This window comes from Cupriavidus sp. TMH.W2, from assembly GCF_050847365.1.
GTDB lineage: Bacteria > Pseudomonadota > Gammaproteobacteria > Burkholderiales > Burkholderiaceae > Cupriavidus.
This window is the reverse complement of record NZ_CP193793.1, coordinates 128,822-154,512: the sequence shown is the minus strand read 5'-3', so window position 1 is coordinate 154,512 and position 25,691 is coordinate 128,822. Positions and strand designations below refer to the sequence as shown.

At 65.0% G+C, this 25,691-nt stretch carries 19 protein-coding genes, 2 tRNA genes and 3 rRNA genes; 7 read left to right on the top strand and 17 right to left on the bottom strand.

Translation table 11 applies throughout. The features are described 5' to 3' along the window. Nucleotides 1–22 precede the first annotated feature (22 nt). Together ACREYQ_RS18305 and ACREYQ_RS18300 are read right to left on the bottom strand one after the other, a co-directional pair. Complete coding sequence (locus ACREYQ_RS18305; RefSeq protein ID WP_432261622.1) at nucleotides 23–355, bottom strand: hypothetical protein; 333 nt, start codon at nucleotides 353–355, stop codon at nucleotides 23–25. A 270-nt stretch (nucleotides 356–625) separates the two neighbouring features. Then, the gene (locus ACREYQ_RS18300) at nucleotides 626–2,092 is read right to left on the bottom strand and encodes a DegQ family serine endoprotease (protein WP_432261621.1); all 1,467 of its coding nucleotides are present in this window, start codon (nucleotides 2,090–2,092) and stop codon (nucleotides 626–628) included. Between the two features lie 179 nt (nucleotides 2,093–2,271). Here ACREYQ_RS18300 and ACREYQ_RS18295 point away from each other — a divergent pair, with 179 nt between their 5' ends. Then, a complete protein-coding gene (locus tag ACREYQ_RS18295; protein WP_432261620.1) occupies nucleotides 2,272–2,748 on the top strand; it encodes a MarR family winged helix-turn-helix transcriptional regulator in 477 nt (158 codons plus the stop codon). Nucleotides 2,749–2,793: 45 nt separating this feature from the next. Then, the gene (locus tag ACREYQ_RS18290) at nucleotides 2,794–3,216 is read left to right on the top strand and encodes an organic hydroperoxide resistance protein (protein ID WP_432261619.1); all 423 of its coding nucleotides are present in this window, start codon (nucleotides 2,794–2,796) and stop codon (nucleotides 3,214–3,216) included. A gap of 70 nt (nucleotides 3,217–3,286) precedes the next feature. On the opposite strand, the gene ACREYQ_RS18285 is transcribed toward ACREYQ_RS18290, so the two are convergent. The 6 genes from ACREYQ_RS18285 to ACREYQ_RS18260 form a co-directional block, all read right to left on the bottom strand. After that, nucleotides 3,287–3,562, bottom strand: coding sequence for a GIY-YIG nuclease family protein (locus ACREYQ_RS18285; protein WP_432261618.1), 276 nt, complete (start codon nucleotides 3,560–3,562; stop codon nucleotides 3,287–3,289). Between the two features lie 122 nt (nucleotides 3,563–3,684). Next, a 5S ribosomal RNA gene (gene rrf / locus ACREYQ_RS18280) occupies nucleotides 3,685–3,798 on the bottom strand. A 115-nt stretch (nucleotides 3,799–3,913) separates the two neighbouring features. Beyond that, nucleotides 3,914–6,794 (bottom strand): 23S ribosomal RNA (locus tag ACREYQ_RS18275). A 297-nt stretch (nucleotides 6,795–7,091) separates the two neighbouring features. Then, a tRNA-Ala gene (locus tag ACREYQ_RS18270) sits at nucleotides 7,092–7,167 on the bottom strand. 12 nt (nucleotides 7,168–7,179) lie between these two features. Continuing rightward, a tRNA-Ile gene (locus tag ACREYQ_RS18265) sits at nucleotides 7,180–7,256 on the bottom strand. Between the two features lie 62 nt (nucleotides 7,257–7,318). Beyond that, nucleotides 7,319–8,850 (bottom strand): 16S ribosomal RNA (locus ACREYQ_RS18260). Together the 16S, 23S and 5S rRNA genes with 2 tRNA genes alongside form the textbook arrangement of a ribosomal RNA operon. A gap of 565 nt (nucleotides 8,851–9,415) precedes the next feature. On the opposite strand from ACREYQ_RS18260, the gene ACREYQ_RS18255 reads away from it, so the two are divergent. From ACREYQ_RS18255 to ACREYQ_RS18245, 3 genes are all read left to right on the top strand, one after another. After that, nucleotides 9,416–9,805 carry an OsmC family protein gene (locus ACREYQ_RS18255; protein WP_432261617.1) on the top strand — a complete coding sequence of 130 codons (390 nt, stop codon included), beginning with the start codon at nucleotides 9,416–9,418 and terminating at the stop codon, nucleotides 9,803–9,805. 383 nt (nucleotides 9,806–10,188) lie between these two features. After that, nucleotides 10,189–11,010, top strand: a complete 822-nt coding sequence (locus tag ACREYQ_RS18250) for a hypothetical protein (protein ID WP_432261616.1) — start codon at nucleotides 10,189–10,191, stop codon at nucleotides 11,008–11,010. A gap of 199 nt (nucleotides 11,011–11,209) precedes the next feature. Beyond that, on the top strand, nucleotides 11,210–11,959 hold the full coding sequence (locus ACREYQ_RS18245) for a DUF3047 domain-containing protein (protein WP_432261615.1): 750 nt from the start codon (nucleotides 11,210–11,212) through the stop codon (nucleotides 11,957–11,959). Here the strand turns inward: ACREYQ_RS18245 and ACREYQ_RS18240 are convergent. From ACREYQ_RS18240 to ACREYQ_RS18205, 8 genes are all read right to left on the bottom strand, one after another. Next, nucleotides 11,956–12,717, bottom strand: a complete 762-nt coding sequence (locus ACREYQ_RS18240) for a lipoyl protein ligase domain-containing protein (protein WP_432261614.1) — start codon at nucleotides 12,715–12,717, stop codon at nucleotides 11,956–11,958. The two genes, ACREYQ_RS18245 and ACREYQ_RS18240, sit on opposite strands and share 4 nt — an antisense overlap. A 46-nt stretch (nucleotides 12,718–12,763) precedes the next feature. After that, nucleotides 12,764–13,105 (bottom strand): carboxymuconolactone decarboxylase family protein, encoded by a 342-nt coding sequence (locus ACREYQ_RS18235; RefSeq protein WP_432261613.1) that lies wholly within the window; start codon nucleotides 13,103–13,105, stop codon nucleotides 12,764–12,766. A gap of 76 nt (nucleotides 13,106–13,181) precedes the next feature. Beyond that, the gene (locus ACREYQ_RS18230) at nucleotides 13,182–14,306 is read right to left on the bottom strand and encodes an acetoin dehydrogenase dihydrolipoyllysine-residue acetyltransferase subunit (protein ID WP_432261612.1); all 1,125 of its coding nucleotides are present in this window, start codon (nucleotides 14,304–14,306) and stop codon (nucleotides 13,182–13,184) included. Beyond that, nucleotides 14,306–15,322 (bottom strand): alpha-ketoacid dehydrogenase subunit beta, encoded by a 1,017-nt coding sequence (locus ACREYQ_RS18225; RefSeq protein ID WP_432261611.1) that lies wholly within the window; start codon nucleotides 15,320–15,322, stop codon nucleotides 14,306–14,308. Before ACREYQ_RS18225 ends, ACREYQ_RS18230 begins: the two co-directional genes overlap by 1 nt. A gap of 35 nt (nucleotides 15,323–15,357) precedes the next feature. Continuing rightward, complete coding sequence (locus ACREYQ_RS18220) at nucleotides 15,358–16,359, bottom strand: thiamine pyrophosphate-dependent dehydrogenase E1 component subunit alpha (RefSeq protein WP_432261610.1); 1,002 nt, start codon at nucleotides 16,357–16,359, stop codon at nucleotides 15,358–15,360. A gap of 84 nt (nucleotides 16,360–16,443) precedes the next feature. After that, a complete protein-coding gene (locus ACREYQ_RS18215) occupies nucleotides 16,444–17,520 on the bottom strand; it encodes an ATP-NAD kinase family protein (protein ID WP_432261609.1) in 1,077 nt (358 codons plus the stop codon). Nucleotides 17,521–17,746: 226 nt separating this feature from the next. Then, nucleotides 17,747–19,747 (bottom strand): sigma-54-dependent Fis family transcriptional regulator, encoded by a 2,001-nt coding sequence (locus tag ACREYQ_RS18210; protein ID WP_432261608.1) that lies wholly within the window; start codon nucleotides 19,745–19,747, stop codon nucleotides 17,747–17,749. Nucleotides 19,748–19,966: 219 nt separating this feature from the next. Continuing rightward, on the bottom strand, nucleotides 19,967–21,007 hold the full coding sequence (locus tag ACREYQ_RS18205) for an LLM class flavin-dependent oxidoreductase (RefSeq protein WP_432261607.1): 1,041 nt from the start codon (nucleotides 21,005–21,007) through the stop codon (nucleotides 19,967–19,969). A gap of 189 nt (nucleotides 21,008–21,196) precedes the next feature. Between ACREYQ_RS18205 and ACREYQ_RS18200 the strand changes: the two genes are divergently transcribed. After that, a complete protein-coding gene (locus ACREYQ_RS18200) occupies nucleotides 21,197–21,952 on the top strand; it encodes an IclR family transcriptional regulator (RefSeq protein WP_432261606.1) in 756 nt (251 codons plus the stop codon). A 12-nt stretch (nucleotides 21,953–21,964) separates the two neighbouring features. Here the strand turns inward: ACREYQ_RS18200 and ACREYQ_RS18195 are convergent, their stop codons facing one another. Further along, on the bottom strand, nucleotides 21,965–24,742 hold the full coding sequence (locus tag ACREYQ_RS18195; protein ID WP_432261605.1) for a hypothetical protein: 2,778 nt from the start codon (nucleotides 24,740–24,742) through the stop codon (nucleotides 21,965–21,967). Nucleotides 24,743–24,966: 224 nt separating this feature from the next. Here ACREYQ_RS18195 and ACREYQ_RS18190 point away from each other — a divergent pair, with 224 nt between their 5' ends. Then, the gene (locus tag ACREYQ_RS18190; protein ID WP_432261604.1) at nucleotides 24,967–25,680 is read left to right on the top strand and encodes an IclR family transcriptional regulator; all 714 of its coding nucleotides are present in this window, start codon (nucleotides 24,967–24,969) and stop codon (nucleotides 25,678–25,680) included. Nucleotides 25,681–25,691 lie beyond the last annotated feature (11 nt).

Sequence of the window (25,691 nt, the reverse complement as noted above, 5' to 3'; positions counted from 1 at the left end):
GCGGCACCGGCGAAGTACCTGCTCAGAACAGCGACAGCTGGCGCATGCCGAAACCGATGGTCTCTTCCACGCGCGCGCGGGCGTGGGCCAGCGAGCCTTCTGCGCCCGAGTAGTTGCCGGCGGCCCAGTGGTAGACCACGGGCATCTCGCCGCGCTCGGACAGGCGCACTTCGCCAAGCTTGTCGCCGCGTTCGTTGCGGTAGAAATGCGAGCGGTAGCCACGCTCCCAGTGGGGAGCGACCATCTTCTTGCGCCGTCGGGGCTTCGGCGCGGAGCCGGCGCTGGACGTCGTGGACGTCAGTCGCCGCGCTCTATCGGTACCCGGCAGCGGGGCGCGGGTGAAATCCAACTGCATAGACTTCCTCTTTGTCGATTCAGCAGAACCAGGGCCGGCGGGGGCTGCCGCCGCATGCTTCGTGCATCGCAGTCGAGATGATACCTGCTGGCGCGCTTTCTGTAAGCAGTTCGTTGTGCTGAATCCCGCCTCCACTAAGGCTTAGCGGGCCGTATACCCTGCTTGTATACGTGTCGGTATACGTGCAGGTATACGGCCCGCGGAGGCGGCAAAGCCTTGCCGGTTAACGGCTTGCGGCCAGTCTGCAGTGTCCGCCGCAAGCCATTGACGTCAGCCCAGATCGAGCGGAATGAAGATGCGCGCATCGTCGCGCAGCACCAGCAGTGCCACCTGCTTGCCCGATTTGCTCACCAGCGTCCTGAGCTGATCGACCGATGCGATCGGCGTGCCGTTGAGCGACAGGATCACGTCGCCCGGCTGGATGCCGACGCGCGCGGCGGGACCGCTCACATCCTCGACCACCAGGCCGCCTTCGATGCCGCTATCGCGCTTCTCCGCCGGCGTCAGCGGGCGCACTGCCAGCCCCAGCCGGCCGCTGGCCTCGTTGCCGCCGCGCTTCTGCGCCACCGCCTGGTCCTTGGCCGTGCCCACCGTGACCGACAAGGTCATGGGCTGGCCCTTGCGGATGATCTTCAGCGAAGTCTGCGTGCCCGGCTTGATATCGGCCACGTGCTCGGGCAGGTCGCCCGAATGGTCGATCACGTCATTGTCCAGCTGCACGATCACGTCGCCCGGCTTGACGCCCGCGCGCGCGGCCGGGCTGTCAGGCTCGACCGAATTGACCAGCGCACCCGCCGGCTTGGGCAGCCCGAACGATTGGGCCAGCGCCTGGTTGACCTCCTGCACGCTGATGCCGAGACGCCCGCGCGTGACCTTGCCATGCGCCACCAGCTGCTGCTGCACCTTGGTGGCTACGTCGATCGGGATCGCGAACGACAAGCCCTGGTAGCCGCCGGTCTGGCTGTAGATCTGCGCGTTGATGCCGACCACCTCACCGCGCTGGTTGAACAGCGGGCCGCCCGAGTTGCCGGGGTTGACGGCCACGTCGGTCTGGATGAACGGCACATAGGTATCGTCCGGCAGCGAGCGCGACTTGGCGCTGACGATGCCGGCGGTCACGGTATTCTCGAAGCCGTAGGGAGAGCCGATCGCCAGCACCGGCTCGCCCACGCGCACCTGCGAAGGATCGCCCAGGCGCACGGTCGGCAGGTTCCTGGCATCGATGCGGATCACCGCAACGTCGGTCTGCGGGTCGCTGCCGAGCACCCTGGCCTTGAACTCGCGGCGGTCAGTCAGCTTGACGGTGACTTCCTGCGCGCCGTCGACCACGTGCGCGTTGGTCAGGATCAGGCCATCGGGGCTGACGATAAAGCCCGAGCCCAGTCCGCGCACGAGTTGCTGCTGCCCGCCCTGCGGACCCTGGAACTGCGGCCCGAAGCGCTTGAAGAACTGGAACAGCGGGTCGTCCGGATCGATGCCCTGCGGCATCTGCGCCGCGGTGCGCTGCGCGCGCGCGGTCACGCTGATATTGACCACCGCGGGCCCGTACTGCGCCACGATGCTGGAGAAGTCCATCGGCATGGCCATGGCGGCCGCCGGCTGTGCAGCGGCAGCGACCGGCGCTGGGGCCGCGTATCCCGGCGTGATGACTTCCTTCTGCAGATAGGCGTAGCCGCCGCCAAGGGCGGCCAGGGCGGCGATACCAACGGCCGTGCGAGCAATGGTCTGGCGCATCATGTCCTGTTCCTTTCCTTTGAGCATCAGGCGTCGGCACTATGCGACGCAACACGGTCATGCTAATGGCCGAGACTTAAAACAGACTTAAGGTTCGGCACCCCGATAGGGGTGCATGAATCACTTTCCAAAAAACTCAAAATTTATATTGCGCACAATCTAATTGCGCCTAATATATCGACATGGAACGCGACGACGACCCCACCACCGACTGGCTTCTGCTGGATCACCAACTATGCTTTGCGCTGTATTCGAGCTCGTTGGCCATGACCAAGCTCTATAAGCCGCTATTAGGTGAGCTTGGGCTTACTTACCCGCAATATCTGGTGATGCTGGTGTTGTGGGAGACGAAAACGCTGACGGTCTCGGAGCTCGGCGCCCGGCTGGCGCTGGATTCCGGCACGCTGACGCCACTGCTGAAGCGGCTGGAGGCGGCGCGGCTGGTGACACGCACCCGTGATGCAGCCGATGAACGGCGGGTGCTGGTCGGCCTGACCGAGGCCGGCCGCACGCTGCGCCAGCGCGCGGCGCGTATTCCTGAACAGATGTTGTGCGCCACGCAGTGCCCGGTCGAAGAGATCCAGGCCCTGACGCAGCGCCTGCATGCACTGCGGTCGACGCTTGAACAAGCGCGGTCCGATTCCAGCCTGCCGGACTGACGACAGGCATTGACGCCCCCTCGGGCAACCAAACCGGAGCCTTAAATGCAACTCGAAAAAGTCCTTTATACCGCTCATGCCACTGCCACCGGCGGCCGCGACGGCCGTGCCGTGACCTCGGACGGCCGGCTCGACGCCAAACTGTCGGTGCCCAAAGAAATGGGCGGCGCCGGCGACGGCCTGAATCCGGAACAATTGTTCGCTGCCGGTTATGCGGCCTGCTTTATTGGCGCCATGCGCTTCGTCGCAGGCCAGCAGAAGATCGCGGTGCCCGCCGATGCCTCGATCGAAAGCGCAGTCGGCATCGGCCCGATTCCGCAAGGCTTTGGCATCCAGGTCGAAATGAAAATCTCGCTGCCGGGCTTCGAGCGCGCGGCTGCGGAGAAGCTGGTGGAGCAGGCACACCAGGTGTGCCCGTACTCGAACGCTACCCGCGGCAATATCAACGTGACGCTGACTGTGGTCTGACGCAGGTAGTAAAAAACGGCCCGTATCGCCATGGCGATACGGGCCGCTTTGTTTTGTATTGCGTCGGCTGCTACTCGGGTTCCGGCTCCGGGAGTTGCGCGCAAAATGCGCGCTTCTGTGCCGAACTCATCCGCTTGATCTCGATTTCCGCCTTCAACGCCTCGGACTTCGTGTCGAAGCGGAGCTGTCCCAGCACGCGGATGGGCTTGCGCGAACGCGTGTATTTGGCGCCCTTTCCCGACTGATGCTCGGCAAAACGGCGTGCGACATCGGTCGTGATTCCGGTGTAGATGGAATCGCCGGTGCATTCGAGCAGATAGAGGTACCAGGCGCTGTCAGCCGACATGGATGGAGTGAAGTACAGCGGTAATGCTGTTACGCCGATACGGCGACGGCGAGCGGCGCATTTGCCCCGCGCCAAAGCAAAAACCCCCAGCCTTTTGGGGCTGGGGGTTCTGCGGGATAAGAGCCTGGCGATGACCTACTTTCACACGGGTAATCCGCACTATCATCGGCGCAAAGTCGTTTCACGGTCCTGTTCGGGATGGGAAGGGGTGGTTCCAACTCGCTATGGTCACCAGGCATAAGGGGTTGCAGCGCTGAGGTTGAGCTCAACGCTGCGAATAGGGATGTAGTCTTGGTTGTGCGTATCGGTGGCACAAGGCGATCAGCTCACCAGGCAAAACACACTGGTTATAGGATCAAGCCTTACGGGCAATTAGTACTGGTTAGCTTAACGCATTACTGCGCTTCCACACCCAGCCTATCAACGTCCTGGTCTCGAACGACCCTTCAAGGCGGTCAAGCCGCCAGGGAATCCTCATCTTCAGGCGAGTTTCCCGCTTAGATGCTTTCAGCGGTTATCTCTTCCGTACATAGCTACCCTGCGATGCCTCTGGCGAGACAACAGGTACACCAGCGGTACGTCCACTCCGGTCCTCTCGTACTAGGAGCAGCCCCCGTCAAGATTCCAACGCCCACGGCAGATAGGGACCAAACTGTCTCACGACGTTTTAAACCCAGCTCACGTACCTCTTTAAATGGCGAACAGCCATACCCTTGGGACCGGCTACAGCCCCAGGATGAGATGAGCCGACATCGAGGTGCCAAACACCGCCGTCGATATGAACTCTTGGGCGGTATCAGCCTGTTATCCCCAGAGTACCTTTTATCCGTTGAGCGATGGCCCTTCCATTCAGAACCACCGGATCACTATGTCCTGCTTTCGCACCTGCTCGACTTGTCGGTCTCGCAGTTAAGCACGCTTTTGCCATTGCACTTTAGGTACGATGTCCGACCGTACCAAGCGTACCTTCGAACTCCTCCGTTACACTTTGGGAGGAGACCGCCCCAGTCAAACTGCCTACCATGCACTGTCCCCGACCCGGATTCACGGGTCAAGGTTAGAACCTCAAACAAACCAGGGTGGTATTTCAAGGACGGCTCCACGTGAACTAGCGTCCACGCTTCAAAGCCTCCCACCTATCCTACACAGATCGGTTCAAAGTCCAATGCAAAGCTACAGTAAAGGTTCATGGGGTCTTTCCGTCTAGCCGCGGGGAGATTGCATCATCACAAACACTTCAACTTCGCTGAGTCTCGGGAGGAGACAGTGTGGCCATCGTTACGCCATTCGTGCAGGTCGGAACTTACCCGACAAGGAATTTCGCTACCTTAGGACCGTTATAGTTACGGCCGCCGTTTACCGGGACTTCAATCAAGAGCTTGCACCCCATCATTTAATCTTCCGGCACCGGGCAGGCGTCACACCCTATACGTCCACTTTCGTGTTTGCAGAGTGCTGTGTTTTTATTAAACAGTCGCAGCCACCATTTTATTGCAACCCCTTCACCCTTCTGGCGCAGGCCAGTCAAGCTACCAGGGCGTACCTTATCCCGAAGTTACGGTACCAATTTGCCGAGTTCCTTCTCCCGAGTTCTCTCAAGCGCCTTAGAATACTCATCTCGCCCACCTGTGTCGGTTTGCGGTACGGTCTCGTATGACTGAAGCTTAGAGGCTTTTCTTGGAACCACTTCCAATTGCTTCGCAGCACTAGGCCGCTCGCCCCGCATCCTTGAATCCCGCGCCCGGATTTGCCAAAGCGCCTTCTCCAATGCAGGGACCGGGACTTCCAACACCCGGACAACCTTCCGCGATCCGTCCCCCCATCGCATCATACGACGGTGCAGGAATATTAACCTGCTTCCCATCAGCTACGCATCTCTGCCTCGCCTTAGGGGCCGACTCACCCTACGCCGATGAACGTTGCGTAGGAAACCTTGGGCTTACGGCGAGGGGGCCTTTCACCCCCTTTATCGCTACTCATGTCAGCATTCGCACTTCTGATACCTCCAGCATCCTTTACAAGACACCTTCACAGGCTTACAGAACGCTCTCCTACCACGCACATTGCTGTGCGTCCGCAGCTTCGGTGACTGGCTTAGCCCCGTTACATCTTCCGCGCAGGACGACTCGATCAGTGAGCTATTACGCTTTCTTTAAAGGGTGGCTGCTTCTAAGCCAACCTCCTGACTGTTTTAGCCTTCCCACTTCGTTTCCCACTTAGCCAATCTTGGGGACCTTAGCTGGCGGTCTGGGTTGTTTCCCTCTTGACACCGGACGTTAGCACCCGATGTCTGTCTCCCGTGATTGCACTCTTCGGTATTCGGAGTTTGCTATGGCGGGGTAATCAGCAATAGACCCCCCAACCATGACAGTGCTCTACCCCCGAAGGTGACACACGAGGCACTACCTAAATAGTTTTCGGAGAGAACCAGCTATTTCCAGATTTGTTTAGCCTTTCACCCCTATCCACAGCTCATCCCCTAACTTTTCAACGTTAGTGGGTTCGGTCCTCCAGTACGTGTTACCGCACCTTCAACCTGGCCATGGATAGATCATCTGGTTTCGGGTCTACACCCAGCGACTCAACGCCCTGTTCGGACTCGCTTTCGCTACGCCTTCCCTAATCGGTTAAGCTTGCCACTGAATGTAAGTCGCTGACCCATTATACAAAAGGTACGCCGTCACCCGTTGCCAGGCTCCGACTGTTTGTATGCATGCGGTTTCAGGATCTATTTCACTCCCCTCCCGGGGTTCTTTTCGCCTTTCCCTCACGGTACTGGTTCACTATCGGTCGATCACGAGTATTTAGCCTTGGAGGATGGTCCCCCCATCTTCAGACAGGATTTCACGTGTCCCGCCCTACTTGTCGTACACCTAGTTCCACAATCGTGCTTTCGCATACAGGGCTATCACCTGCTAGGGCCGGGCTTTCCATCCCGTTCTGCTAACACCACTGCTAAAGAGTACAAGGCTCTTCCCATTTCGTTCGCCACTACTTTGGGAATCTCGGTTGATTTCTGTTCCTGCAGCTACTTAGATGTTTCAGTTCGCCGCGTTCGCTTCCCACACCTATGGATTCAGTGTGGGATGACCCATACGGGCCGGGTTTCCCCATTCGGACATCTCCGGATCAAAGCTTGTTTGCCAGCTCCCCGAAGCTTTTCGCAGGCTACCGCGTCCTTCATCGCCTGTGATCGCCAAGGCATCCACCACATGCACTTGTTCGCTTGACCCTATAACGAGTGTGTCTCGATTGCTCGAAACGTCGCTACAGGATGAGTTCTCGCATTTGTGCCGTATTCCAAGTCATCTTTCGATCACTTAAATACATTTTGGTTGATACAATCACAACCCGGTATCGCGTTTTGTACTGCAGCGTCTCATCAACGCTTCGCGACACCTTTACTACATCCCATATTGTTAAAGAACAGCCGATCATCAGATCGCTTGGCAATGCCAAATGCAAACGCTCAAGGCTAAGCGCTTGCATTTGACCACCAATCCAAGGTACCAGGCTCACTCGTAAGTGATGGTGGAGGATGACGGGATCGAACCGACGACCCCCTGCTTGCAAAGCAGGTGCTCTCCCAGCTGAGCTAATCCCCCTTCCGGATAACTTGGTGGGTCTGGTAGGACTTGAACCTACGACCCCCGCCTTATCAAGACGGTGCTCTAACCACCTGAGCTACAGACCCTTGGCTGTAACAGCAAACAAACCGATAAGTGTGAACGCTAGGCTTGAGACACAAGCCTCTAGAAAGGAGGTGATCCAGCCGCACCTTCCGATACGGCTACCTTGTTACGACTTCACCCCAGTCATGAACCCTGCCGTGGTAATCGCCCTCCTTGCGGTTAGGCTAACTACTTCTGGCAAAACCCACTCCCATGGTGTGACGGGCGGTGTGTACAAGACCCGGGAACGTATTCACCGCGGCATGCTGATCCGCGATTACTAGCGATTCCAGCTTCACGTAGTCGAGTTGCAGACTACGATCCGGACTACGATGCGTTTTCTGGGATTAGCTCCCCCTCGCGGGTTGGCAACCCTCTGTACGCACCATTGTATGACGTGTGAAGCCCTACCCATAAGGGCCATGAGGACTTGACGTCATCCCCACCTTCCTCCGGTTTGTCACCGGCAGTCTCTCTAGAGTGCCCTTTCGTAGCAACTAGAGACAAGGGTTGCGCTCGTTGCGGGACTTAACCCAACATCTCACGACACGAGCTGACGACAGCCATGCAGCACCTGTGTCCACTTTCCCTTTCGGGCACCTGATGCATCTCTGCTTCGTTAGTGGCATGTCAAGGGTAGGTAAGGTTTTTCGCGTTGCATCGAATTAATCCACATCATCCACCGCTTGTGCGGGTCCCCGTCAATTCCTTTGAGTTTTAATCTTGCGACCGTACTCCCCAGGCGGTCAACTTCACGCGTTAGCTACGTTACTGAAGAAATGAATCCCCAACAACTAGTTGACATCGTTTAGGGCGTGGACTACCAGGGTATCTAATCCTGTTTGCTCCCCACGCTTTCGTGCATGAGCGTCAGTGACGTCCCAGGGGGCTGCCTTCGCCATCGGTATTCCTCCACATCTCTACGCATTTCACTGCTACACGTGGAATTCTACCCCCCTCTGACATACTCTAGCCTTGCAGTCACAAGCGCCATTCCCAAGTTGAGCTCGGGGATTTCACGCCTGTCTTACAAAACCGCCTGCGCACGCTTTACGCCCAGTAATTCCGATTAACGCTCGCACCCTACGTATTACCGCGGCTGCTGGCACGTAGTTAGCCGGTGCTTATTCTTCCGGTACCGTCATCGACCCCAGGTATTAACCAGAGCCATTTCTTTCCGGACAAAAGTGCTTTACAACCCGAAGGCCTTCTTCACACACGCGGCATTGCTGGATCAGGGTTGCCCCCATTGTCCAAAATTCCCCACTGCTGCCTCCCGTAGGAGTCTGGGCCGTGTCTCAGTCCCAGTGTGGCTGATCGTCCTCTCAGACCAGCTACTGATCGTCGCCTTGGTAGGCTTTTACCCCACCAACTAGCTAATCAGACATCGGCCGCTCCTGTAGCGCGAGGCCTTGCGGTCCCCCGCTTTCACCCTCAGGTCGTATGCGGTATTAGCTAATCTTTCGACTAGTTATCCCCCACTACAGGGCACGTTCCGATGTATTACTCACCCGTTCGCCACTCGCCACCAGGCCGAAGCCCGTGCTGCCGTTCGACTTGCATGTGTAAGGCATGCCGCCAGCGTTCAATCTGAGCCAGGATCAAACTCTTCAGTTCAATCTCTGTGTGGAAGCCTCGCGGCTCCCTCGCTCTTTCGAGCGGTCGCTCACTCTCAGAAAACTGACTGACCAGATCCGAAGATCCAGTCACGTTTTGCTGTGCGAGCACTGTATAACTTGTGAAGCATCACTGTCCGAAGACAGCGGCGTCCGCTACCCAGCGCCCACACTTATCGGTTGTTTGTTTGTTAAAGAACTGCGCTACCGGCTTTGCCGTTTGCGTCGCTGCGTTGTCTGCAGCAGAGAAACGAGATTATGCAGAGCTTTCTTCGTTTCGTCAACCGTTTCAGCAATCTTTTTTTGCTGCGGCCGGCACTGCAAACTTCGCTGCACCAACCTTCCGGTCAACCCCGCAACCCTTGCCCCGTCTGCTTTGCAGCGCTGCGTTGTGTTGCGAGGGGGCGAATAATATGCGAGCGCAGCGGGGTTGGCAAGGGGTTTCTCGGGAAAAAGCCAAATTGCCTGGAAAGTGCCCCTTTCGATGCCTCCGCCATGGAGCAGCGCTGCTTATAGAATGGCCGTTCCGGCCCGCTGGGCCGCTCTCTTATAGAAGGGAACGTTCGATGACTATCCAAGCGACATGGAAGCCAAGCCAGGGCAACAGCATCTGCCACCTGACCAACGGCACGGCCGAGTGGCAGGCCGACCTGGACGCTTCGGCCGGCGGCGACACCAAATATCCGAATCCGCATGACCTGCTGGACTCGGCCCTGGCGGCTTGCACCACCCTGACCTTGCAGCTGTACGCCAAGCGCAAGGGCTACGCCGTCACCGAGATCCACGTGTCCGTCGGCCACGAGGAAGCGAACGGCACTTATACGATGAACCGCGAGGTCAGGGTCGGCGGGGAGCTTACACCCCAGATCCTCGACGACCTGCTGCGCGTGGCCAACCGCTGCCCGGTGCACAAGACTTTGTCCGGACAATTCTCCATCCAGACCTCGATTGCCTGAGCCCACAAAACCCGGCCACTGTTGGTGGGCTGCAAACCATAATGATAATCGTTACCATTTATGAACTCAGGTTCTGACACGGCCGGAGTCAGCAAATGGATTGACCGGACACAGTCGTGTCCGGTTTTTTCTTTCCGGCCCCCGTCGCGGTGTCATCGTGCTGACGCGGGCGCAACAGTACCGTATTCGCCGCGAAATCCGGTTTCTGGTCCGCTCGTTCGGGGGCAGCCCCACCAGATGTGTTGGCCGGCGCACCAAGGATTCGCCGCATTCCGCCTAAACCAGGGCCGGGCGCTTGGCCTGCCATGCATCGCCGACTTACCATGAACGGAAAGCACAAAAATAAAAAAAATGCTTACATACCGAAGCGAGCGGGGGTTGCCTTGTCCAACTTTATTGAAGCGTATTGCGCGCAGCTGCGACTTGCGGGCGCAGCCGGCGTCATTGCCAAACCGGTCGTCGTGGCGCAGGACAGCACTTATGCCATGCACTACGTGCCTTGCGAATACCTGAACGCCCAGGCGCCCCTGGTGCTGGTCAGCACCACGCCCGGCCATGCCCATGTGCGTCTGGCCGCCGCCGTCACCGAAGAACTGATGCGCACGCGTGCGCCCGGCCGCGTGATCCAGCGCGAGAACAAGCGCCGCGTCGAACTGGGCGGCAAGCTGGTGCGGCCCAACCTGATCCGCATGCTCGACCACTTCCGCGTGCCGGAACTGGTCGGCCTGCCGCACGCCGCGGCCTTGTGGAACGACGGCTTCGAGCGCCTGCAGCCACTCGCCTTGCTGCCGCATGCCACGACGCGGCGCGGCCTGGCGTTCGACGGCTCCCTGGAGGAATTGCAGGATGTGCCGATGTTGCGCGAAGTCTTCGAGACCCAGTTCCTGGGCGCTGTGCGGCAGATGCGCACTGACGCGCTGTACATCGCCCTCGGCCGTACCGCCTGGGCCGGACTGCGGCATGCAGTCAGCCTCCGGCTGCTGGCTGGGCACCAGTTGCTGGGGATGATGCCGGTCCCGGCGCGCGCCGGCAGCATGGTGCGCTACTTCCTGCGCGAGGTCGCGGCCAGTGCCCTCTCAGCCAAGGATCCGGTGCGGCATCGCGTCGACTGGCTCGATGCCGCCCATGCCGAACTGGAAGCCAATGTCAGAAGACTGCGCGCGGCCATCAATCCGGATCCGCGTTCGACCTATCTCATCGCATAAGCGGCGACTCGCAGCCATCGCTGTGATCGATGGACCCCACCGAAGGGGGGTCTCGGGTAGCCGTTTTGCGCCGATAACGTCTCCTGAGGATAGTAACACTCCTCGCATTCCCGATTTGCGGCCCCATGTGGGCCGCGATTTTTTTGGGCGCGCCCCAGCTGGCATCAGGCAAACCAGCAAACAACGGCAGCGCCCAGCCATGACGACCCTGTCCGCCCTGCGTATTGCCCTGTGTGCCACGCTGCTGCTTGGCTCGCTTCCCGCGCCGGCACAAAGCAGCATGCCGGGGCTCGCCATTGCCGCGCGCAAGCCGGGCGGCCCATTGCCGCCGGACTGGAATAATCTGCCGGTCGCCCAAGGCAAGGCCAGGACCGACTATCAACTGGTGGCGGATGGCAGCACCACGGTGCTCCAGGCCGACGCCAACCATTCCGCCTCGGCGCTGATGCATGCAGGCAACGTGGATCTGTCCCGCACCCCGGTGGTGGCCTGGCGCTGGAAAGCCGAAGGCGCGATTCCCGGCGCCGATAACCGCGACGGCGCGCATGAGGATGCGCCCGCGCGCCTGGTGTTCTTCTTCGATGGCGACAAGCGCAAGCTTTCGCTGGGCGACCGCATCATGATGCGACTGGCAAAGACCCTGGCCGGCGAGGAACTGCCTTACGCCACGCTGATGTATATCTGGTCGACCAGCGCCGCGCCCGGCAGCGTCATTCCCAATCCGCATACCCGCCGCGTGCAGATGATCGTGGTATCCGGCGCGGACGATGCCGGCAAATGGCAAGACCTGCGCCGCAATGTCGCGCAGGACTATGAGCGGGTGTTCCACGAACCGCCGGGCCAGATCAAGGCCTACGGCATCATGACCGACACGGACAACACCAATACCACCGCCCGCGCCTGGTATGGCGACATCCGCTTCCTGCCGGGGGGCGGGGCAGAACACTAGATCGGCGGCGGCGTCTGGCTGACGCTTCGTCGCAGGGCAACCGCGACCTGCGCCATCAGCGCGCCATCATCGTCCACCGCGCGCCCGCCGGCCAGCAGCGCCTCGCGTATGCTGACGACCTTGCCGGCGTCATAGCGCCGGTCACTGTCGATGGCCGCTTCGAAGGCATTGGCACGCGCGTTGATCTGCACGGGGTCGGCGCTGACCAGCAGCACCGCATGGGCCAGCACCAGGTGGCGCTGGCCGTCGGCCGATTGCATGGCGGCAGGCGCGCGCCGCCAGTACTGGGCCGTGCCGGCGATCTTGCGCGCGGTGTCGGGCGGGCCCCAGGCCAGGTTGTAGCGGCCGTCGCAGAAGGAGCCGGCCACTGCCTGCCAGTGCGTGTCGACGCCGAGCGTTTGCAGGGCCTCGCCGATGACCTGGCACAGATGCAGGTAGACCGCGTCGCTGAGCGCACCCGGAGGCCGGGCCACGGCGTAGGCCAGGCTCAGGTTGAGGATGCCGGGACCCTGCGGCACCAGGCCACCCCCGGACATGCGCAGGAATACCGGGCACCCCTGCTGCGCGAAGTCGGCGCGCGCGCTTTCAAGCGCCGCATGGCGCAGGTAGGTGCGCGGCACCACCAGCGACAGCGGCGCCTCCCACAGTTGCGCCACCTGCCGGCCCTGCGCCGCGAGGTTGAGCAAGGCCAGCTCATCCTGCAGCGGGTCGCTGCCCGCGTGGTCCGCACCTGCTGTCTCGACAAGTTCAAACGGCATCGGATGGCACCTGCCTTGGGATGGCAACGCGCCGAGTCTAGCAATACTAGCCGTTGAGCGCATCGAAGTACGCCAGCGCCTTCGACGCATACATGGCGCCGGGTCCGCCTCCCATCTCGATATTGATGGCCAGCACTTCGGCCAGCTGCTCGCGGGTTGCGCGATGGCGCAGCGCCTGGCTGGTGTGGAACAGCACGCAGTCGTCGCAGCCCTTCTGCACGGCCAGCGCAACGGCCACCAGCTCCTTGACTGCAGCCGGCAGGCTGCCTTCCTGGGTGGCAGCCTTCATCACGCCCTGGAAGGCGCTCATGGCGGCGGGCTGGGCCTGGCCGAGCGCGCCGAATTGTTTGTTGATCTCCGCTAGGCGGGATTTCAGGTCTGTGGTCACGGGGTGTCCTGTGGTGAGTCGATCGAAGCAGGCTGGCAGCGCGGACGGCGCACGGCGGCACCGTCCGCGCGCGGCATCAGCCGGCCAGGTGCGTCTTCAGCAGCGCATTGAAGTCATTGGCCTTCTCCATCTGGCTCATATGGCCGGCATCGGCGAAGACCTTGACGGTTGCGCCCGGCGGTGCGGCTTCGGCGTGCGTGGCGGGGATGATCTGGTCCTGCCCACCCCACACCACCAGCACGCGCTTGCCGCTGCCGGCCAGCCGCTGGCCGGGCTGCTCGCTCTGGCGGTCTCCGCCGAAGAGGCCCTGCCCCAGTGCCGTCAATGCCTCGGTGACGCCGTCCAGCCGCTTGTAGCGCAGCAGGTCGTCCAGCATCTGGCGGCTGACCAGTCCCGGCTCGGCAAACAGCAGCTCGACCACGGGCTTGAGCTCGCGCCGCGATTGCGCGTTGACGAAGCCATCGGTATAGCCGCTGTTGACGGCCTCGCCAAAGCCCACCGGCGACACCAGCGCCACCGACAGCACCCGCTGCGGGGCATCGACCGCCAGTTGCGCGGCCACGCCGCCGCCCATCGAGTGGCCGACCACGTGCGCCGCCCCGATCCCGGTTTCGTCCATGAAGCGCGCTACAAAGCCGGCCATCTGCGCCAGCGTCGTGCCCGCGAGCCGCGGCGACGACTGTCCATGGCCGGGCAGGTCAAGCGCCACAACGGTGTACGCGTCGGCCAGGGGGTCGAGGTTGAACAGCCAGTTGTCCAGGTCTCCGCCGAATCCGTGGATGAAGAGCACGGTCTGGACGCCGTCACCCTTGCGGGCATAGCGGACCCGGATGCCGTCGACGTCGGCAAAGTGGTACGCGGCAGCGGCGTCCTCTTCGCCACCGTCGTCCGCCGGCGTTTCATAAGCCGCGACATAGTCATCGATTTGCGCATCGCTCACCTCCGCAGGTGCCAGCACGCCCAGCAGCGCTTTCACCGGCAGCACGTCGCCGGCCTGCGCCACCTTGCGGCGCAGCGTGCCCGCGTCGGGCGCCTCCACCGCATTGGCGATCTTGTCGGTTTCCACATCCAGGATCGGCATGCCCACGGTAATCTCGGTGCCTTCGTCGACCAGCCAGGCATTGACCGTGCCTTCCTTCATCGACAGACCCCACTTGGGCATCACGATCGGGGTAATCGTGGGGGAAAGTGCGGTTGCCATCAGTGCTTGCCTCCCTTCATGGTCTTGCGCGCGGCAGCCACGATCTGCGCGGCGCTGGGGATATACAGGTCCTCCAGCGTGGGCGAGAACGGCACGGGCGTATGCGGCGGGCACACCATCTCGATGCCGGCCTTGAGCGCGCCGAAGGCCTGCTGCGCGACCTGCGCCGAGATATCGGTGGCGATATTGCAGCGCGGGCTGGCCTCGTCGACCACCACCAGCCGGCCGGTGTTCTCGACCGACTCCAGCACCGTGTCCATGTCCAGCGGCGAGAGCGTGCGCAGGTCGACGACCTCGGCCTCGATGCCTTCCCTGGCCAGCGTCGCCGCCGCTTCCAGCGCGCGATGCACCATCAGCCCGTAAGTGACGATCGACACGTCCTTGCCGTCGCGCACGATATTGGCCTCGCCGAACGGAATGGCGTACGCGCCTTCCGGTACTTCCCCTTCCAGCCCGTAGAGGTTCTTGTGCTCGCAGAAGATCACCGGGTCGTTGTCGCGGATCGCCTGGATCAGCAGGCCCTTGGTGTCGTACGGCGTGGACGGGCACACCACCTTCAGGCCGGGGATATGCGTGAACAACGGCGTCAGCATCTGGCTGTGCTGCGCGGCCGCGCGAAAACCGGCGCCGACCATGGCGCGGATCACCACCGGGGTCTCGGCCTTGCCGCCGAACATGTAGCGGAACTTGGCCGCCTGGTTGAAGATCTGGTCGAAGCAAACGCCCATGAAGTCGATGAACATCAGCTCGGCGATCGGGCGCATGCCGCAGGCCGCGGCGCCAATGGCGGCGCCCACGTAGGCGGATTCGGACAGGGGCGTGTCCAGCAGCCGGTCGCCATGCTTGGCGTACAGGCCCTTGGTCACGCCCAGCACGCCGCCCCAGGCGTCCTTCTCGCCGTCCGCGCCGGCGCCGCCGACGATGTCTTCGCCCAGCATGATGACGCTGGGATCGCGGGTCATTTCCTGGTCGATCGCCTCGTTGATCGCCAGCTTGATGCTCAGTTTGCGAGCCATGTTTGTCTCCTGATGATTGGGTTGCGCGTGGCGGATCAGTAGCTGACGTAGACGTCGGTGAGCAGGTCCTCGGGACCCGGCTGCGGTGCGGCCTTGGCTTCCTGCACGGCGTGCTCGATCAGCGCGGCAACCTCGCGATCGATGGTGTCGAGCTCTTCGCGCGCGACCACGCCGGCCTGGGTCACGGTGCGGCCGAACAGCTTCAGGCAGTCCTTGTTGGCACGGATATCGTCGAGTTCGCCGGGGGCGCGGTAGGTCTGCGCGTCGCCTTCAAAGTGGCCGTAGAAGCGGACCATCTTGCATTCGAGCAGCGACGGCCCGCCGCCTTCGCGTGCGCGGCGGATGACTTCGCCGGCCGCTTCATGGACCGCGAAGAAGTCGGTGCCGTCCACCGTGACACCGGGGATGCCGAAGCCGGCGGCGCGGTCGACGTAGCTGTCCACGGCGGTGCCGTAATCGCGCGAGGTGGATTCGGCGTAGCCGTTGTTCTCGATCACGAAGATCACCGGCAGGTTCCACACCGCGGCCAGGTTCAGGCTTTCCAGGAAGGTGCCCTGGTTGGAGGCGCCGTCGCCGCAGAAGGTGATGCCGACCTCGCCCTTGCCGCGGAACTTGGCCGCCAGCGCGGCGCCGCAGATCAGCGGCGCGCCGGCGCCCAGGATGCCGTTGGCGCCCATCATGCCCCTGGACAGGTCGGCGATATGCATCGAGCCGCCCTTGCCGTTGCACGAGCCGCCCTTCTTGCCGTAGATCTCCTTCATCATCGCCACCGGATCGACGCCCTTGGCAATGCAGTGGCCATGGCCGCGGTGCGTACTGGCGATGCGGTCGCCGTCGTTCAGGTGGTGCAGGATGCCGACGCCCGCCGCTTCTTCGCCCGCATACAGGTGAACGAAGCCCGGGATGTCGCCGCGCCCGAAGTCCACGTGCAGTCGTTCCTCAAAATCGCGGATGGTGCGCATCTTGCGGTACACCGTCAGCAGCGTCTCCTTGTCGAGCGGCAGCGCGGCGGAATCTTGCGAAGCTCTGGCTGTCATGTCTGTCTCCTTCGTTTTCAGGTGTTGCACTTCAAGAAAAGCGGGGCACGAAGCGGGCATTTGCTGCATTGGCCCGCGGCGTCATCAGGCAAAAGCGTGCTGCGGCACGCTGCGCATCAGGTGCTGGCGCGCGGCATGGCGCATGCACGCCGCGACGTCGATGCTGCGAAAGGCGTGGTCATGCAGCGTGACCGTGACTTCGTCGTCCGGGCCGAAGGTCAGCTCGCGCTCGCCGTCGAGGGCGACGATGCCGCTGCGCTGGCGCACGCGATGGGGACGGCCGTGCTCGAGCCGCTGCCAGTCGGCGACCGACACGGTGCACATCAGGCCAGGCGCGATCGGCGCGCACAGGTCGAATTCGCCTTCGCCGGGCGCGGCCAGCTCGATCGCGAGGCCGCCCGCTTCGCGCCGGCCCACCGGTTCCAGCAGCCCGGCGATCGATGACAGGCCGATGGCCTCGGGGTCGGCAAAGGACACGTAGACCGCGGCCAGCGTGTCGGTCTTCCACAAGGCGCGCGCGCCGATGAAGTGCTCGTGCGAGATCACCGCGTCCACCAGCGCGATATCGCGGCGAAAGCCGCCGTTGCCGTCGCGGATGACAATGTCCAGCCGCTTGTTCGATGCCAGCGCCTGGCTGGCGGGAATGCGCCCGATGGCATAGAGGCCGGTGGCCAGCCCGGTGATGGTGGGCTCGCGCATCTCGGGGTAGGCATTGTTGGTGCCGGTCGACAGGCCCGCGACCGGCACCGCGCCGCACTCGCGCACCACTGCGCGGTGGGTGCCGTCGCCGCCCAGCACGATGATGGCGGCCACGCCCGCATCGGCCATGCAGCGCGCGGCGTGCAGCGTGTCGTCGACGCGCGAGGCGACCGGCATGTCGACATAGTCGACCTGGGGCAGGCCGGAGTCCGGCCCTTGCCGGCGCGCCAGATGCCGGGCCAGCATGACGCGCAGCCCTTCGCGGTCCGGCATCATCAGCACGCGCTGCACGCCGCATGACGCCAGCGCGGCCAGCAGGCGCAGCACGATATTGACGCGGTCGGCCAGCTGCAGGCTGTTGGCGTTGGCAATCACGCGGCGAATGTCGCGCGCGGAAACCGGGTTGGCGATGATGCCGACCACTGGCGCGATCTGCGCGCTGGCGCCTGCTGCGTGCCCCATTGCCTCTCTCCTGTTGTCGTTGTCTTGCCAGCCGTATTTGCAATGGCTGTGCCAGCCTGTGCAGGCAGCGAAAACAGGGGAAACCGGGGCGTCAGCGGGGTCGGACGTGAGGGATTACCCCGAAGCGACGGGGCAAAAACAACGCTGCGCTGTGACAGGTGTCACAGCGCAGGTGTACAGGGGATGGACAATCGTATCGGGCGCGTGTGCCGTGCTGCCCGCCGGCCTAGGCGTCGGGCGGCTCGGCGCCGCCGTCGCGCCGGTTGGGAGACTGGATGCCGTAGCGCTCCATGCGCCGGTACAGCGTCATGCGGCTCACGCCGATCTGCCGCGCGACCGCGCTCAGGTTCCAGCCGGCGGCGCGCAGGTACTGCATCAGCAGCATGCCTTCCGGCGGCAACGGGTGCGGCTCGGCCGGCGCGCCGGCACTTGGCGGTGCGGGCGGTTGCAGCGCCGCGGACGGCGCCGGCCCGGCCAGGCTGTCGGGCAGGTCCTGCAGGTCGATATAGCCGTCGGCGCAGACCGCGCGCGCGTACTCCAGCACGTTGCGCAGCTCGCGCAGGTTGCCCGGCCAGCGGTGGCGGTGCAGCCGCTCGCGTGCGGCGGGCGACAGCGTGGTTTCACCGCCCTGCGCGCTGCCTTCCTGCAACAGCTTGCGGATCAGCCAGTCCAGGTCGGTGCGCTCGCGCAGCGGCGGCAGCGTGAAGCGCGCGCCGTTGAGGCGGTAGTACAGGTCTTCGCGGAAGCGCCCTTCGGCGACCAGCTGCTCCAGGCCGTGGTGCGTGGCGGAGATGACCCGCAGCCGCACCGGCACCGGCCGCGCGGCGCCGACCGGCAGCACTTCGCCTTCGGCCAGCACGCGCAGCAGCCGCGACTGCAGCTCGCGCGGCATGTCGCCGATCTCGTCCAGGAACAGCGTGCCGCCGTCGGCCTCCTGGATCAGGCCGCGCTTGCCGCGCGGGCCCGCGCCGGAAAAGCTGTTGGGCAGGTGGCCGAACAGCTCGCTTTCAATCAGCGTTTCAGGGATCGCCGCGCAGTTCACCGCCACGAACGGGCCGTCGCGGCGCGCGCTGGCCAGGTGCAGGGCCTTGGCAAGATACTCCTTGCCGCTGCCGGTCTCGCCGTGGATCAGCAGGTTGATGGGGGAATCGACCAGCCTGGCCGCGCGCTGCAGTTGCTGCTGCAGCGCGGCATCGCCGCCGGTCAGCGCCGCCAGCGCCGCGGGCATCGGCACGGCAGCTTCGGCGGGCGGCGCCTGCCAGTGCAGCGCCGGCGGCAGCACGCTCAGGTACAGCAGGCCGCCGCTGCGGTGCAGCGCCACCAGCCGCTGCTCGCTCGGCCGCGAGTAGACATAGCGGCCCAGGTCTTCCATGCGCGCGTCGAACAGCGCCTCGAACGGCTGGCCCAGCACCGTGGCACCCGGCGCGCCGCTGAGTTCGCTCTCCAGCATGAGCCTGGCGCGGTGGTTGTGGCCGACGATGCGGCCCGCGTCGTCCAGCGCCAGCAGGTACTCGGGATTGACGTCGACAAACTCCGGCGCCACGTTCAGCTTCAGGATCCAGTCGCGCCGGTGCGCGCGCAGGAAGTTGGCGTTCTCGATATGCGCGGCGTAGATGCGCACCATCTGCAGCGCCAGCCCCTGGCTGTCCTTGGCCTGCGGCGAAGTCAGCGCGGAGATGTCGAGGATGGCGTGCAGGTTGCCGTGCGTGTCGAACAGCGGCGCCGCGGTGCAGGTGAGCGGGATATGGGTGGCGTCGAAATGGTCGGCCTGGTGCACCGTGAGCGCCTGGCCGGTGGCCAGCGCGGTGCCGACCGCGCAGGTGCCGGCGCCGCGCTCGCTCCACTCGGCGCCCAGGTACAGGCCCGCATGCCGCAGTGCGGCGTCGGTGCGGGCATTGCCGATATAGTCGACCGTCACCCCCTGCGCATCGGTCAGCAGCACTACGTAGCCAAGGCCCGCCACTTGCCCGTACAGGCTCTGCAGGCCGTGGCGCGCGATGCGGGCGAAGTCGTCGATGCGTTCCTGGTGCTCGCGCAGGCGCGGCTGCGGCAGGATGCGCGCCTCCTGCATGCGCGACGGATCCAGCCCGTACTGGTGCACGCAGCGGCGCCATGAGTTCTGGATGATGGCGTCGTGCGCGATCCGGTCCGCCAGCACGGCCGGCGGGGCAAGGTATGTGGTCGCCTGGACCACGGTCTCGATGTGCTCGCGTTGCCGCAGGTCCATCGCTGTCTCCTGTCGTCGCTGCCGTCGGCCCCACCATGTCGAAGATGGGGCGGTGGACCGGGCGGACTGTCGGGCGCGTGCTGCGAACGCCGCGCCTCTCTGTGTCTCGGGCCTTCTAATGTATCCGAGCCGGTCAGCGATGCGCAAACAGGAATGGGGGCGCGCCGGCGGGCGCACGCCGCAAGTGCGGCGCACGCCATGCCGGAGGGCCGCAGGGGCTCAGAGCGCCGAAGCGGTCTTCAGGCTGCGTGCCGCGTCGGCGGCAATGGCAAACGAGCGCAGGCGCGCCTGGTGGTCGTGGATCTGGCCGGTCAGCATCAGCTCGTCCGGGCGCAGGTCGTCGACAAAGCGCTGCATGCCGGCGCGCACGGCGTCGGGATCGCCCACCACCGAGCAGGCCAGCGAGCGCCGGATATGGTCGGCCTCGCTCTCGGTCCACAGCGATTCGATGTCGTCCACCGGCGCGCGCAACTGCCCGGGAGTGCCGCGCACCAGCGCCAGGAACTGCTGCTGCAGCGAGCTGAACAGGCGGCGCGCCTCGTCGCCGGTTTCGGCCGCAAACACGTTCAGGCCCAGCATCACGTAGGGCCGTTCCAGCGTTTCGGAAGGCCGGAAGGTGCGCCGGTACAGGTCGACCGCCTGGCGCATGAAGCCCGGCGCAAAGTGCGAGGCAAAGGCGAACGGCAGGCCCATGGCCGCGGCCAGCTGCGCGCTGAACAGGCTCGATCCGAGCAGCCAGATCGGCACCTTGAGCCCGGCGCCGGGCACCGCGCGCAGCCGCTGGCCAGGGCGCACATCGTCGAAGTAGGCCTGCAGTTCTTCCACGTCCTGCGGGAAGGTATCGGCGCTGTCGGCCGACAGGTGGCGGCGCAAGGCGCGCGCGGTGGCCTGGTCGGTGCCGGGCGCGCGGCCCAGGCCCAGGTCGATGCGCCCCGGGTACAGCGAGGCCAGCGTGCCGAACTGCTCGGCGATCACCAGCGGCGAATGATTGGGCAGCATCACGCCGCCCGAGCCCACGCGGATGGTCCTGGTGCCGTTGGCGACATAGCCGATCAGCACGGCGGTGGCGGCGCTGGCGATGCCGGGCATGTTGTGGTGCTCGGCCAGCCAGTAGCGGTGGTAGCCCAGCTGCTCGGCGTGGCGGGCCAGGTCAAGCGAGTTGCGCATGGCCTGGCCGGCGTCGCTGCCTACCGGGATGGGAGCCAGGTCCAGGACGGACCAGGCAACGGCTGCTCCAGTGGGGATCGAGTCGTGATTCATGAGTTTGAGGCGGGCGGCCTGTGCCGCACGCAGGCAATGCGTATGGCTCGCTATCTTAGAGACCCCGCCGCGATCGTGCTGGCGGCCAGATCGCGGCCCTTCGGGCGGCGTGGGTATATTCGCGGGCGCGAAGGATTGAGTCGCGCCGCGCTTGCCCGTACCATGCAGCCCGATGCGAAGGAACAAGCGATGACACTCAAGACACTGGACGGCGCGCTGGCCCTGCTGACCCACTTCACCGTGCGCCAGCCGACCTGGGGCGTGCGCGAGCTGGCCAAGCACAGCGGCGTGCACTACGCCGTGGTGCACCGCGTGCTGGCCACATTCGCCGCCAACGGCTTCCTGGTGCAGGATGCAGGCACCGGCAAGTATTCGCTGGGGCTGCGGCTGTTCGAGCTGGGGCAGGTGGTGCGCAAGAGCTTCTCGCCCGACGAGATCGTGCGCCCGGTGCTGGAAAAGCTCGCCGCGCAAAGCGGCGAGACCGTGTTCCTGTCGTGGCTCGACGGCCATGAAGGCCTGTGCGTGGGGCTGGTGCAGAGCCAGCACCAGCTGCGCTTTTCGATCGAGCTGGGCGAGCGCTTTCCGCTCTATGCGGGCGCGCATGCCAAGGCCATGCTGGCCTTCCAGGACGATGCCTTCCGTGACGAGGTCTACCGCCAGGGGCTCGCGCGCATGGGCCCGCACATGACGCTGGACCGCGAGCGCATCGAGCCGCAACTTGCCGAAGTGCGCGAACGCGGCTGGGCCCACACGCGCGAAGAGGCCGCTGCCAGCGTGGCCGGCCTGGCGCTGCCGCTGTGGTCGCGCGACCGCAGCGCGGTGGTGGGCTCGGTCGCCATCGCCGGGCCGCAGCAGCGGCTGGACGAAGCCGCGGTGCCGCGACTGCTGGAGGCGCTGCGCGATGCCAGCGGCCGGCTCGAAGACGTCATTGGCTTCGTGCGCTGACTGACCGGTCGCCTACACCAACAGGGCCTTGCCCACCGCCCCGCCCAGCACGCGCTGGCCGATCGCATGGCCCAGCGCGCGATAGCTTTCCCATTGCGCCTCATCGAAGAACTGGTCGCCGGTGGGTTGCTGCGGAAACGCGGGATGGGTCGCGCCGTAGTAGCGCACATCAGCCGGCGCCCATGACACCAGCCGCGGCTTGAGCAGCACGATGCGGCAGGTGCGCGCGCGTGGCGCGCCGCACTCCGGGCCGGTGCGATAGACGTTGAGCAGCACGGCGCATTTGTCGGTTGTCGCCGTGCCCGGCAGGAAGTCGTCCGGCACGCCGAAGACACGGCTCAGCACCGGGTGCGTGGTCGCGGCTTCGGTATCGACCACGATCTCCAGCCCATGGTCGATGCGCGCCAGCCGGATCAGGCTGGCCGGGTCGCCGAAGCGGTAGCCGGGATCGACGCCGCAATCGCACAGCACGATCAGCGATACGTCGCGGCCCGGGCGCAGCAGTTCGTACACGCCGGTATTGTCGAAATGCCCGCCGTCGGACAGGTACTGCCAGCCGCGCCGCGTGCCGTGGAAGCGCGCGCTCAGCTCGCAGCCCAGGTAGTACTGCGTGCGAAAGAGCGCGATGCCCGCGGCCAGCAACGGATGGGCGGCACGTTCCGGATAGGGCCTGGCGCGGCCCCGGCGGCCGCCTTCGCGCGCCTGGCTGGCCGGATACGACGGCCACCATATGCCCAGCCGCAGGTTCGCCAGGCCAAGCAGCAAGGCCGTGCCCAGCGTGGTCGCGCGCCCCAGCCTGGTGGAGACGGCCGCGCCCGAGATCGCCATCCAGTCGCCCACCGTGCGCGATTCGGCCAGCTTGCCCGAAGCCGGCGGCGACACGTCGGGGCAGCAGGCCCGGCCGTCGATGGTGAAGCGCGCGTAGGCGTCCGGCGCGATCGCCGCCGCCGCGCCGGGCTGCGCCACGCAGGGGCCGGGCGCGAGGCACAGCGGCTTGCCCTTGCGGTCGCGCTGCACCAGTTGCTCGGCCGGGTCGACGGTCAGGTTCAGCGTGACATTGATCAGGTGCAGCGGCGCCAGCACGCGCGGATCGTAGTAGGTGTTCAGGCTGAGCTGGTCGCCGGGAACGGGCTCGGCCACGCTGAAGCGCGGACGCAGGCCGCCGTCCGGGTCGACGCTCGGGTCGGGGACCGCAAAGCGCTCACCGTTGGACGCCCCCAGGTACGCGCGGGTGAGCCGCGCCGCATAGAACTGGTGCAGCGTCGACAGGTTCAGGAAGCCCGCGAAGCGCCCCATCACCAGCGCCAGCACCAGGCTCACCACGGTCAGCGTGGCCAGCGCCGGGCCGGTATAGGCGTTGCCGAACACCAGCCAGTCGACCGGCTCGCGCCCGTCCCAGCGTACCCACAGCACCAGCCACGACCACAGCACGAACAACAGCAGGGCCAGCACGGCCGCCACCGCGCCCGCCAGCAGCGACAACGGCAGTCGGGCCCATAGCGCGCGCCATGGCGTGTCGGCGCTGCCCTGGCGGCCGGCGTCGCGCCAGCGCGAACCGTAGCGCACCAGCCAGACCAGCACGCCGAGCACGGTCACGGGCAGCGCCGCGCCCCACTGGTGGTGGGCCTGGTGGGCATACAGGTAAGCGGTGCGTGCCACCGTGTCGGCAATGCCCAGGGCCGCCAGCCACAGGGTCAGCGTAAGGGCACCGCGCAACGCGCGCGTGGCGCGCACGCGATAGGCGGCCACCGTGGGCGGCTTGCCCTGCAGCAGCGCCAGGCACCACAGCACGCCCAGCAGCATCAGCACGCCGAGCGCGAAGAAGAGCTTGCCGATGACCAGCCCCGGACCGAGCCATTCCGACCAGCGCGCCGCGGCCAGCAACAGCAGGCCCTGCAGCGTGGCAAGCAGCGGCGCGGGGCCCAGGAATCGCGCCGTCGCCTGCGGATCGTTGGCGCGCGGGTAGATCAGCCAGTAGGCCAGCCCGGGCGGCGCCGCGCCCGCCAGCACCGTGACCAGCGGCAGCCACAGCAGCGTGCTCCACCAGATCGCGCATTCGCCCTGGTTGAAGGCCTGCCGCGCGTCGTGCAGCAGGTCCATCTCATGGCGCCCCAACCCGTAGAAAACACCCATCGCAACGTGTTGCCCGAGCGCCAGCACAGCCAGCAGCACCAGCAGCGCGCTGCCGATCACGTAATGCATGGCCAGCCAGTTGCGCACCACCAGCGCGGTGGCGTAGAGGTTGTCGCCGGCACCGGTGGGCGACAGGTAGCGGCCGTTCTCGCGCAGCCACGCGACCGCGCCGCGGCCGGGATCGGCGGCGTAGGACATCGAGGTATGGATGCGCCCCGGCGGCTCGCATTGCAGTGTGTGATAGGCATCGGCCGCCGCCTGCACCGGGCCTGACCCGCGGCGCAGGCGTCCGGGCACGAACAGGCTGACAAAGAAGGCGCCAAGGTAGCCGCCGCCGCTGACGGTGGACAGGTAGTCGAACTGCGCCAGCAGCGAAGCCAATCCCGGCACGGCCTGCTCAGCGGCCGCCGGGGTCGTCGCGTCCGGCGCGGCCGCCTTGGCCGGCATCGCGGTACCGGCCATCGCCTGCATCACGCCCAGGCAGAAGGTGGCGCTGCGGATGCCGCCGCCGGACAACGCCAGGGCCCAGTTGCGCTGGCCGTCGCCACTGCGCGGCGCAATGCCTAGCTGGCGGCGGCGCTGGGCAATGCGGGCGGCCTCATCGCCAGTTGCGCCGGTTGCGCCGCCCCCGCCGGCTCCGTGATGTTCCGCGGCCATGCGCGTCCTCCCGGTGGCAGTCGCTCTGCGCCAAGTATAGGCGGCGGCGCTCCGCCGGCACCGGGCCTCCTGCGCGGCCGATATTCGCCCAGCGCCGCCACCCTACCCCGCCCGACCCCGAGTTAACCCTGATTGTTGCGGGTCGAGTCGAGGCCTAGCATTTCTCTGTATCAGAGACGTTGTCTCTTATATAGAGACACAAGCAGTCGAAGCAATCCGCAACCATGCTCAAGACCCTGGACGGCGCCCTGGCGCTGTTGACCCATTTCACCGTTCGCCAGCCCAGCTGGGGCGTGCGCGAGCTGGCGCGCCACAGCGGCGTGCACCACGCCGTGGTGCACCGCGTGCTGGCCACCTTTGCCGCCAACGGCTTCCTGGTGCAGGACGGGCTGGGACGCTACGGCTTGGGGCTGCGCTGGTTCGAACTGGGGCAAGTGATGCGCAAGACGTTTTCGCCGGCCGAGGTGTTGCAGCCCGCGCTGGAAGCGCTGGCGCGCGAATGCGGCGAGACTGTGTTCCTGTCGTGGCTGGATGGTGGCGAGGGCTTGTGCACGGACATCGCGCACAGCCAGCACCAGCTGCGCTTTTCGATCGAGGTCGGCCAGCGCTTCGCGCTGGACGCGGGCGCGCACGCCAAGGCCATCCTGGCGTTCCAGCCGGAAGCGTTCCGGCGCCAGGTGGCGGGCGACGCGCCGGAACTGGAAGCGCGGCTGGCGCAGATCCGCGCCGACGGCTGGGCCTACACCTGCGAGGAATCCGCCGCCACGGTGGCCGGACTGGCGCTGCCGCTGCGCCACCGCGACACCCAGGCGGTGGTCGGATCGCTGGCCATCGCCGGTCCGCTGCAGCGCCTGACACCCGAGGCGGTGCCCCGGTTGCTGGAGGCGCTGCGCACGGCGCGCAACACCATCGGCCCGGTGGCGGGTTTCATGCGCTGATCGCGCGCAAG

Excerpts from the sequence above, each read along its gene's own strand:
- ACREYQ_RS18225 (WP_432261611.1), bottom strand. The coding sequence starts at position 15,322 with ATGGCTCGCAAACTGAGCATCAAGCTGGCGATCAACGAGGCGATCGAC.
- ACREYQ_RS18230 (WP_432261612.1), bottom strand. The coding sequence starts at position 14,306 with ATGGCAACCGCACTTTCCCCCACGATTACCCCGATCGTGATGCCCAAG.
- ACREYQ_RS18205 (WP_432261607.1), bottom strand. The coding sequence starts at position 21,007 with ATGAATCACGACTCGATCCCCACTGGAGCAGCCGTTGCCTGGTCCGTC.
- ACREYQ_RS18195 (WP_432261605.1), bottom strand. The coding sequence starts at position 24,742 with ATGGCCGCGGAACATCACGGAGCCGGCGGGGGCGGCGCAACCGGCGCA.
- ACREYQ_RS18285 (WP_432261618.1), bottom strand. The coding sequence starts at position 3,562 with ATGTCGGCTGACAGCGCCTGGTACCTCTATCTGCTCGAATGCACCGGC.
- ACREYQ_RS18200 (WP_432261606.1), top strand. The coding sequence starts at position 21,197 with ATGACACTCAAGACACTGGACGGCGCGCTGGCCCTGCTGACCCACTTC.
- ACREYQ_RS18300 (WP_432261621.1), bottom strand. The coding sequence starts at position 2,092 with ATGATGCGCCAGACCATTGCTCGCACGGCCGTTGGTATCGCCGCCCTG.
- ACREYQ_RS18220 (WP_432261610.1), bottom strand. The coding sequence starts at position 16,359 with ATGACAGCCAGAGCTTCGCAAGATTCCGCCGCGCTGCCGCTCGACAAG.
- ACREYQ_RS18305 (WP_432261622.1), bottom strand. The coding sequence starts at position 355 with ATGCAGTTGGATTTCACCCGCGCCCCGCTGCCGGGTACCGATAGAGCG.
- ACREYQ_RS18245 (WP_432261615.1), top strand. The coding sequence starts at position 11,210 with ATGACGACCCTGTCCGCCCTGCGTATTGCCCTGTGTGCCACGCTGCTG.
- ACREYQ_RS18295 (WP_432261620.1), top strand. The coding sequence starts at position 2,272 with ATGGAACGCGACGACGACCCCACCACCGACTGGCTTCTGCTGGATCAC.
- ACREYQ_RS18290 (WP_432261619.1), top strand. The coding sequence starts at position 2,794 with ATGCAACTCGAAAAAGTCCTTTATACCGCTCATGCCACTGCCACCGGC.
- ACREYQ_RS18215 (WP_432261609.1), bottom strand. The coding sequence starts at position 17,520 with ATGGGGCACGCAGCAGGCGCCAGCGCGCAGATCGCGCCAGTGGTCGGC.
- ACREYQ_RS18210 (WP_432261608.1), bottom strand. The coding sequence starts at position 19,747 with ATGGACCTGCGGCAACGCGAGCACATCGAGACCGTGGTCCAGGCGACC.
- ACREYQ_RS18255 (WP_432261617.1), top strand. The coding sequence starts at position 9,416 with ATGACTATCCAAGCGACATGGAAGCCAAGCCAGGGCAACAGCATCTGC.
- ACREYQ_RS18240 (WP_432261614.1), bottom strand. The coding sequence starts at position 12,717 with ATGCCGTTTGAACTTGTCGAGACAGCAGGTGCGGACCACGCGGGCAGC.
- ACREYQ_RS18190 (WP_432261604.1), top strand. The coding sequence starts at position 24,967 with ATGCTCAAGACCCTGGACGGCGCCCTGGCGCTGTTGACCCATTTCACC.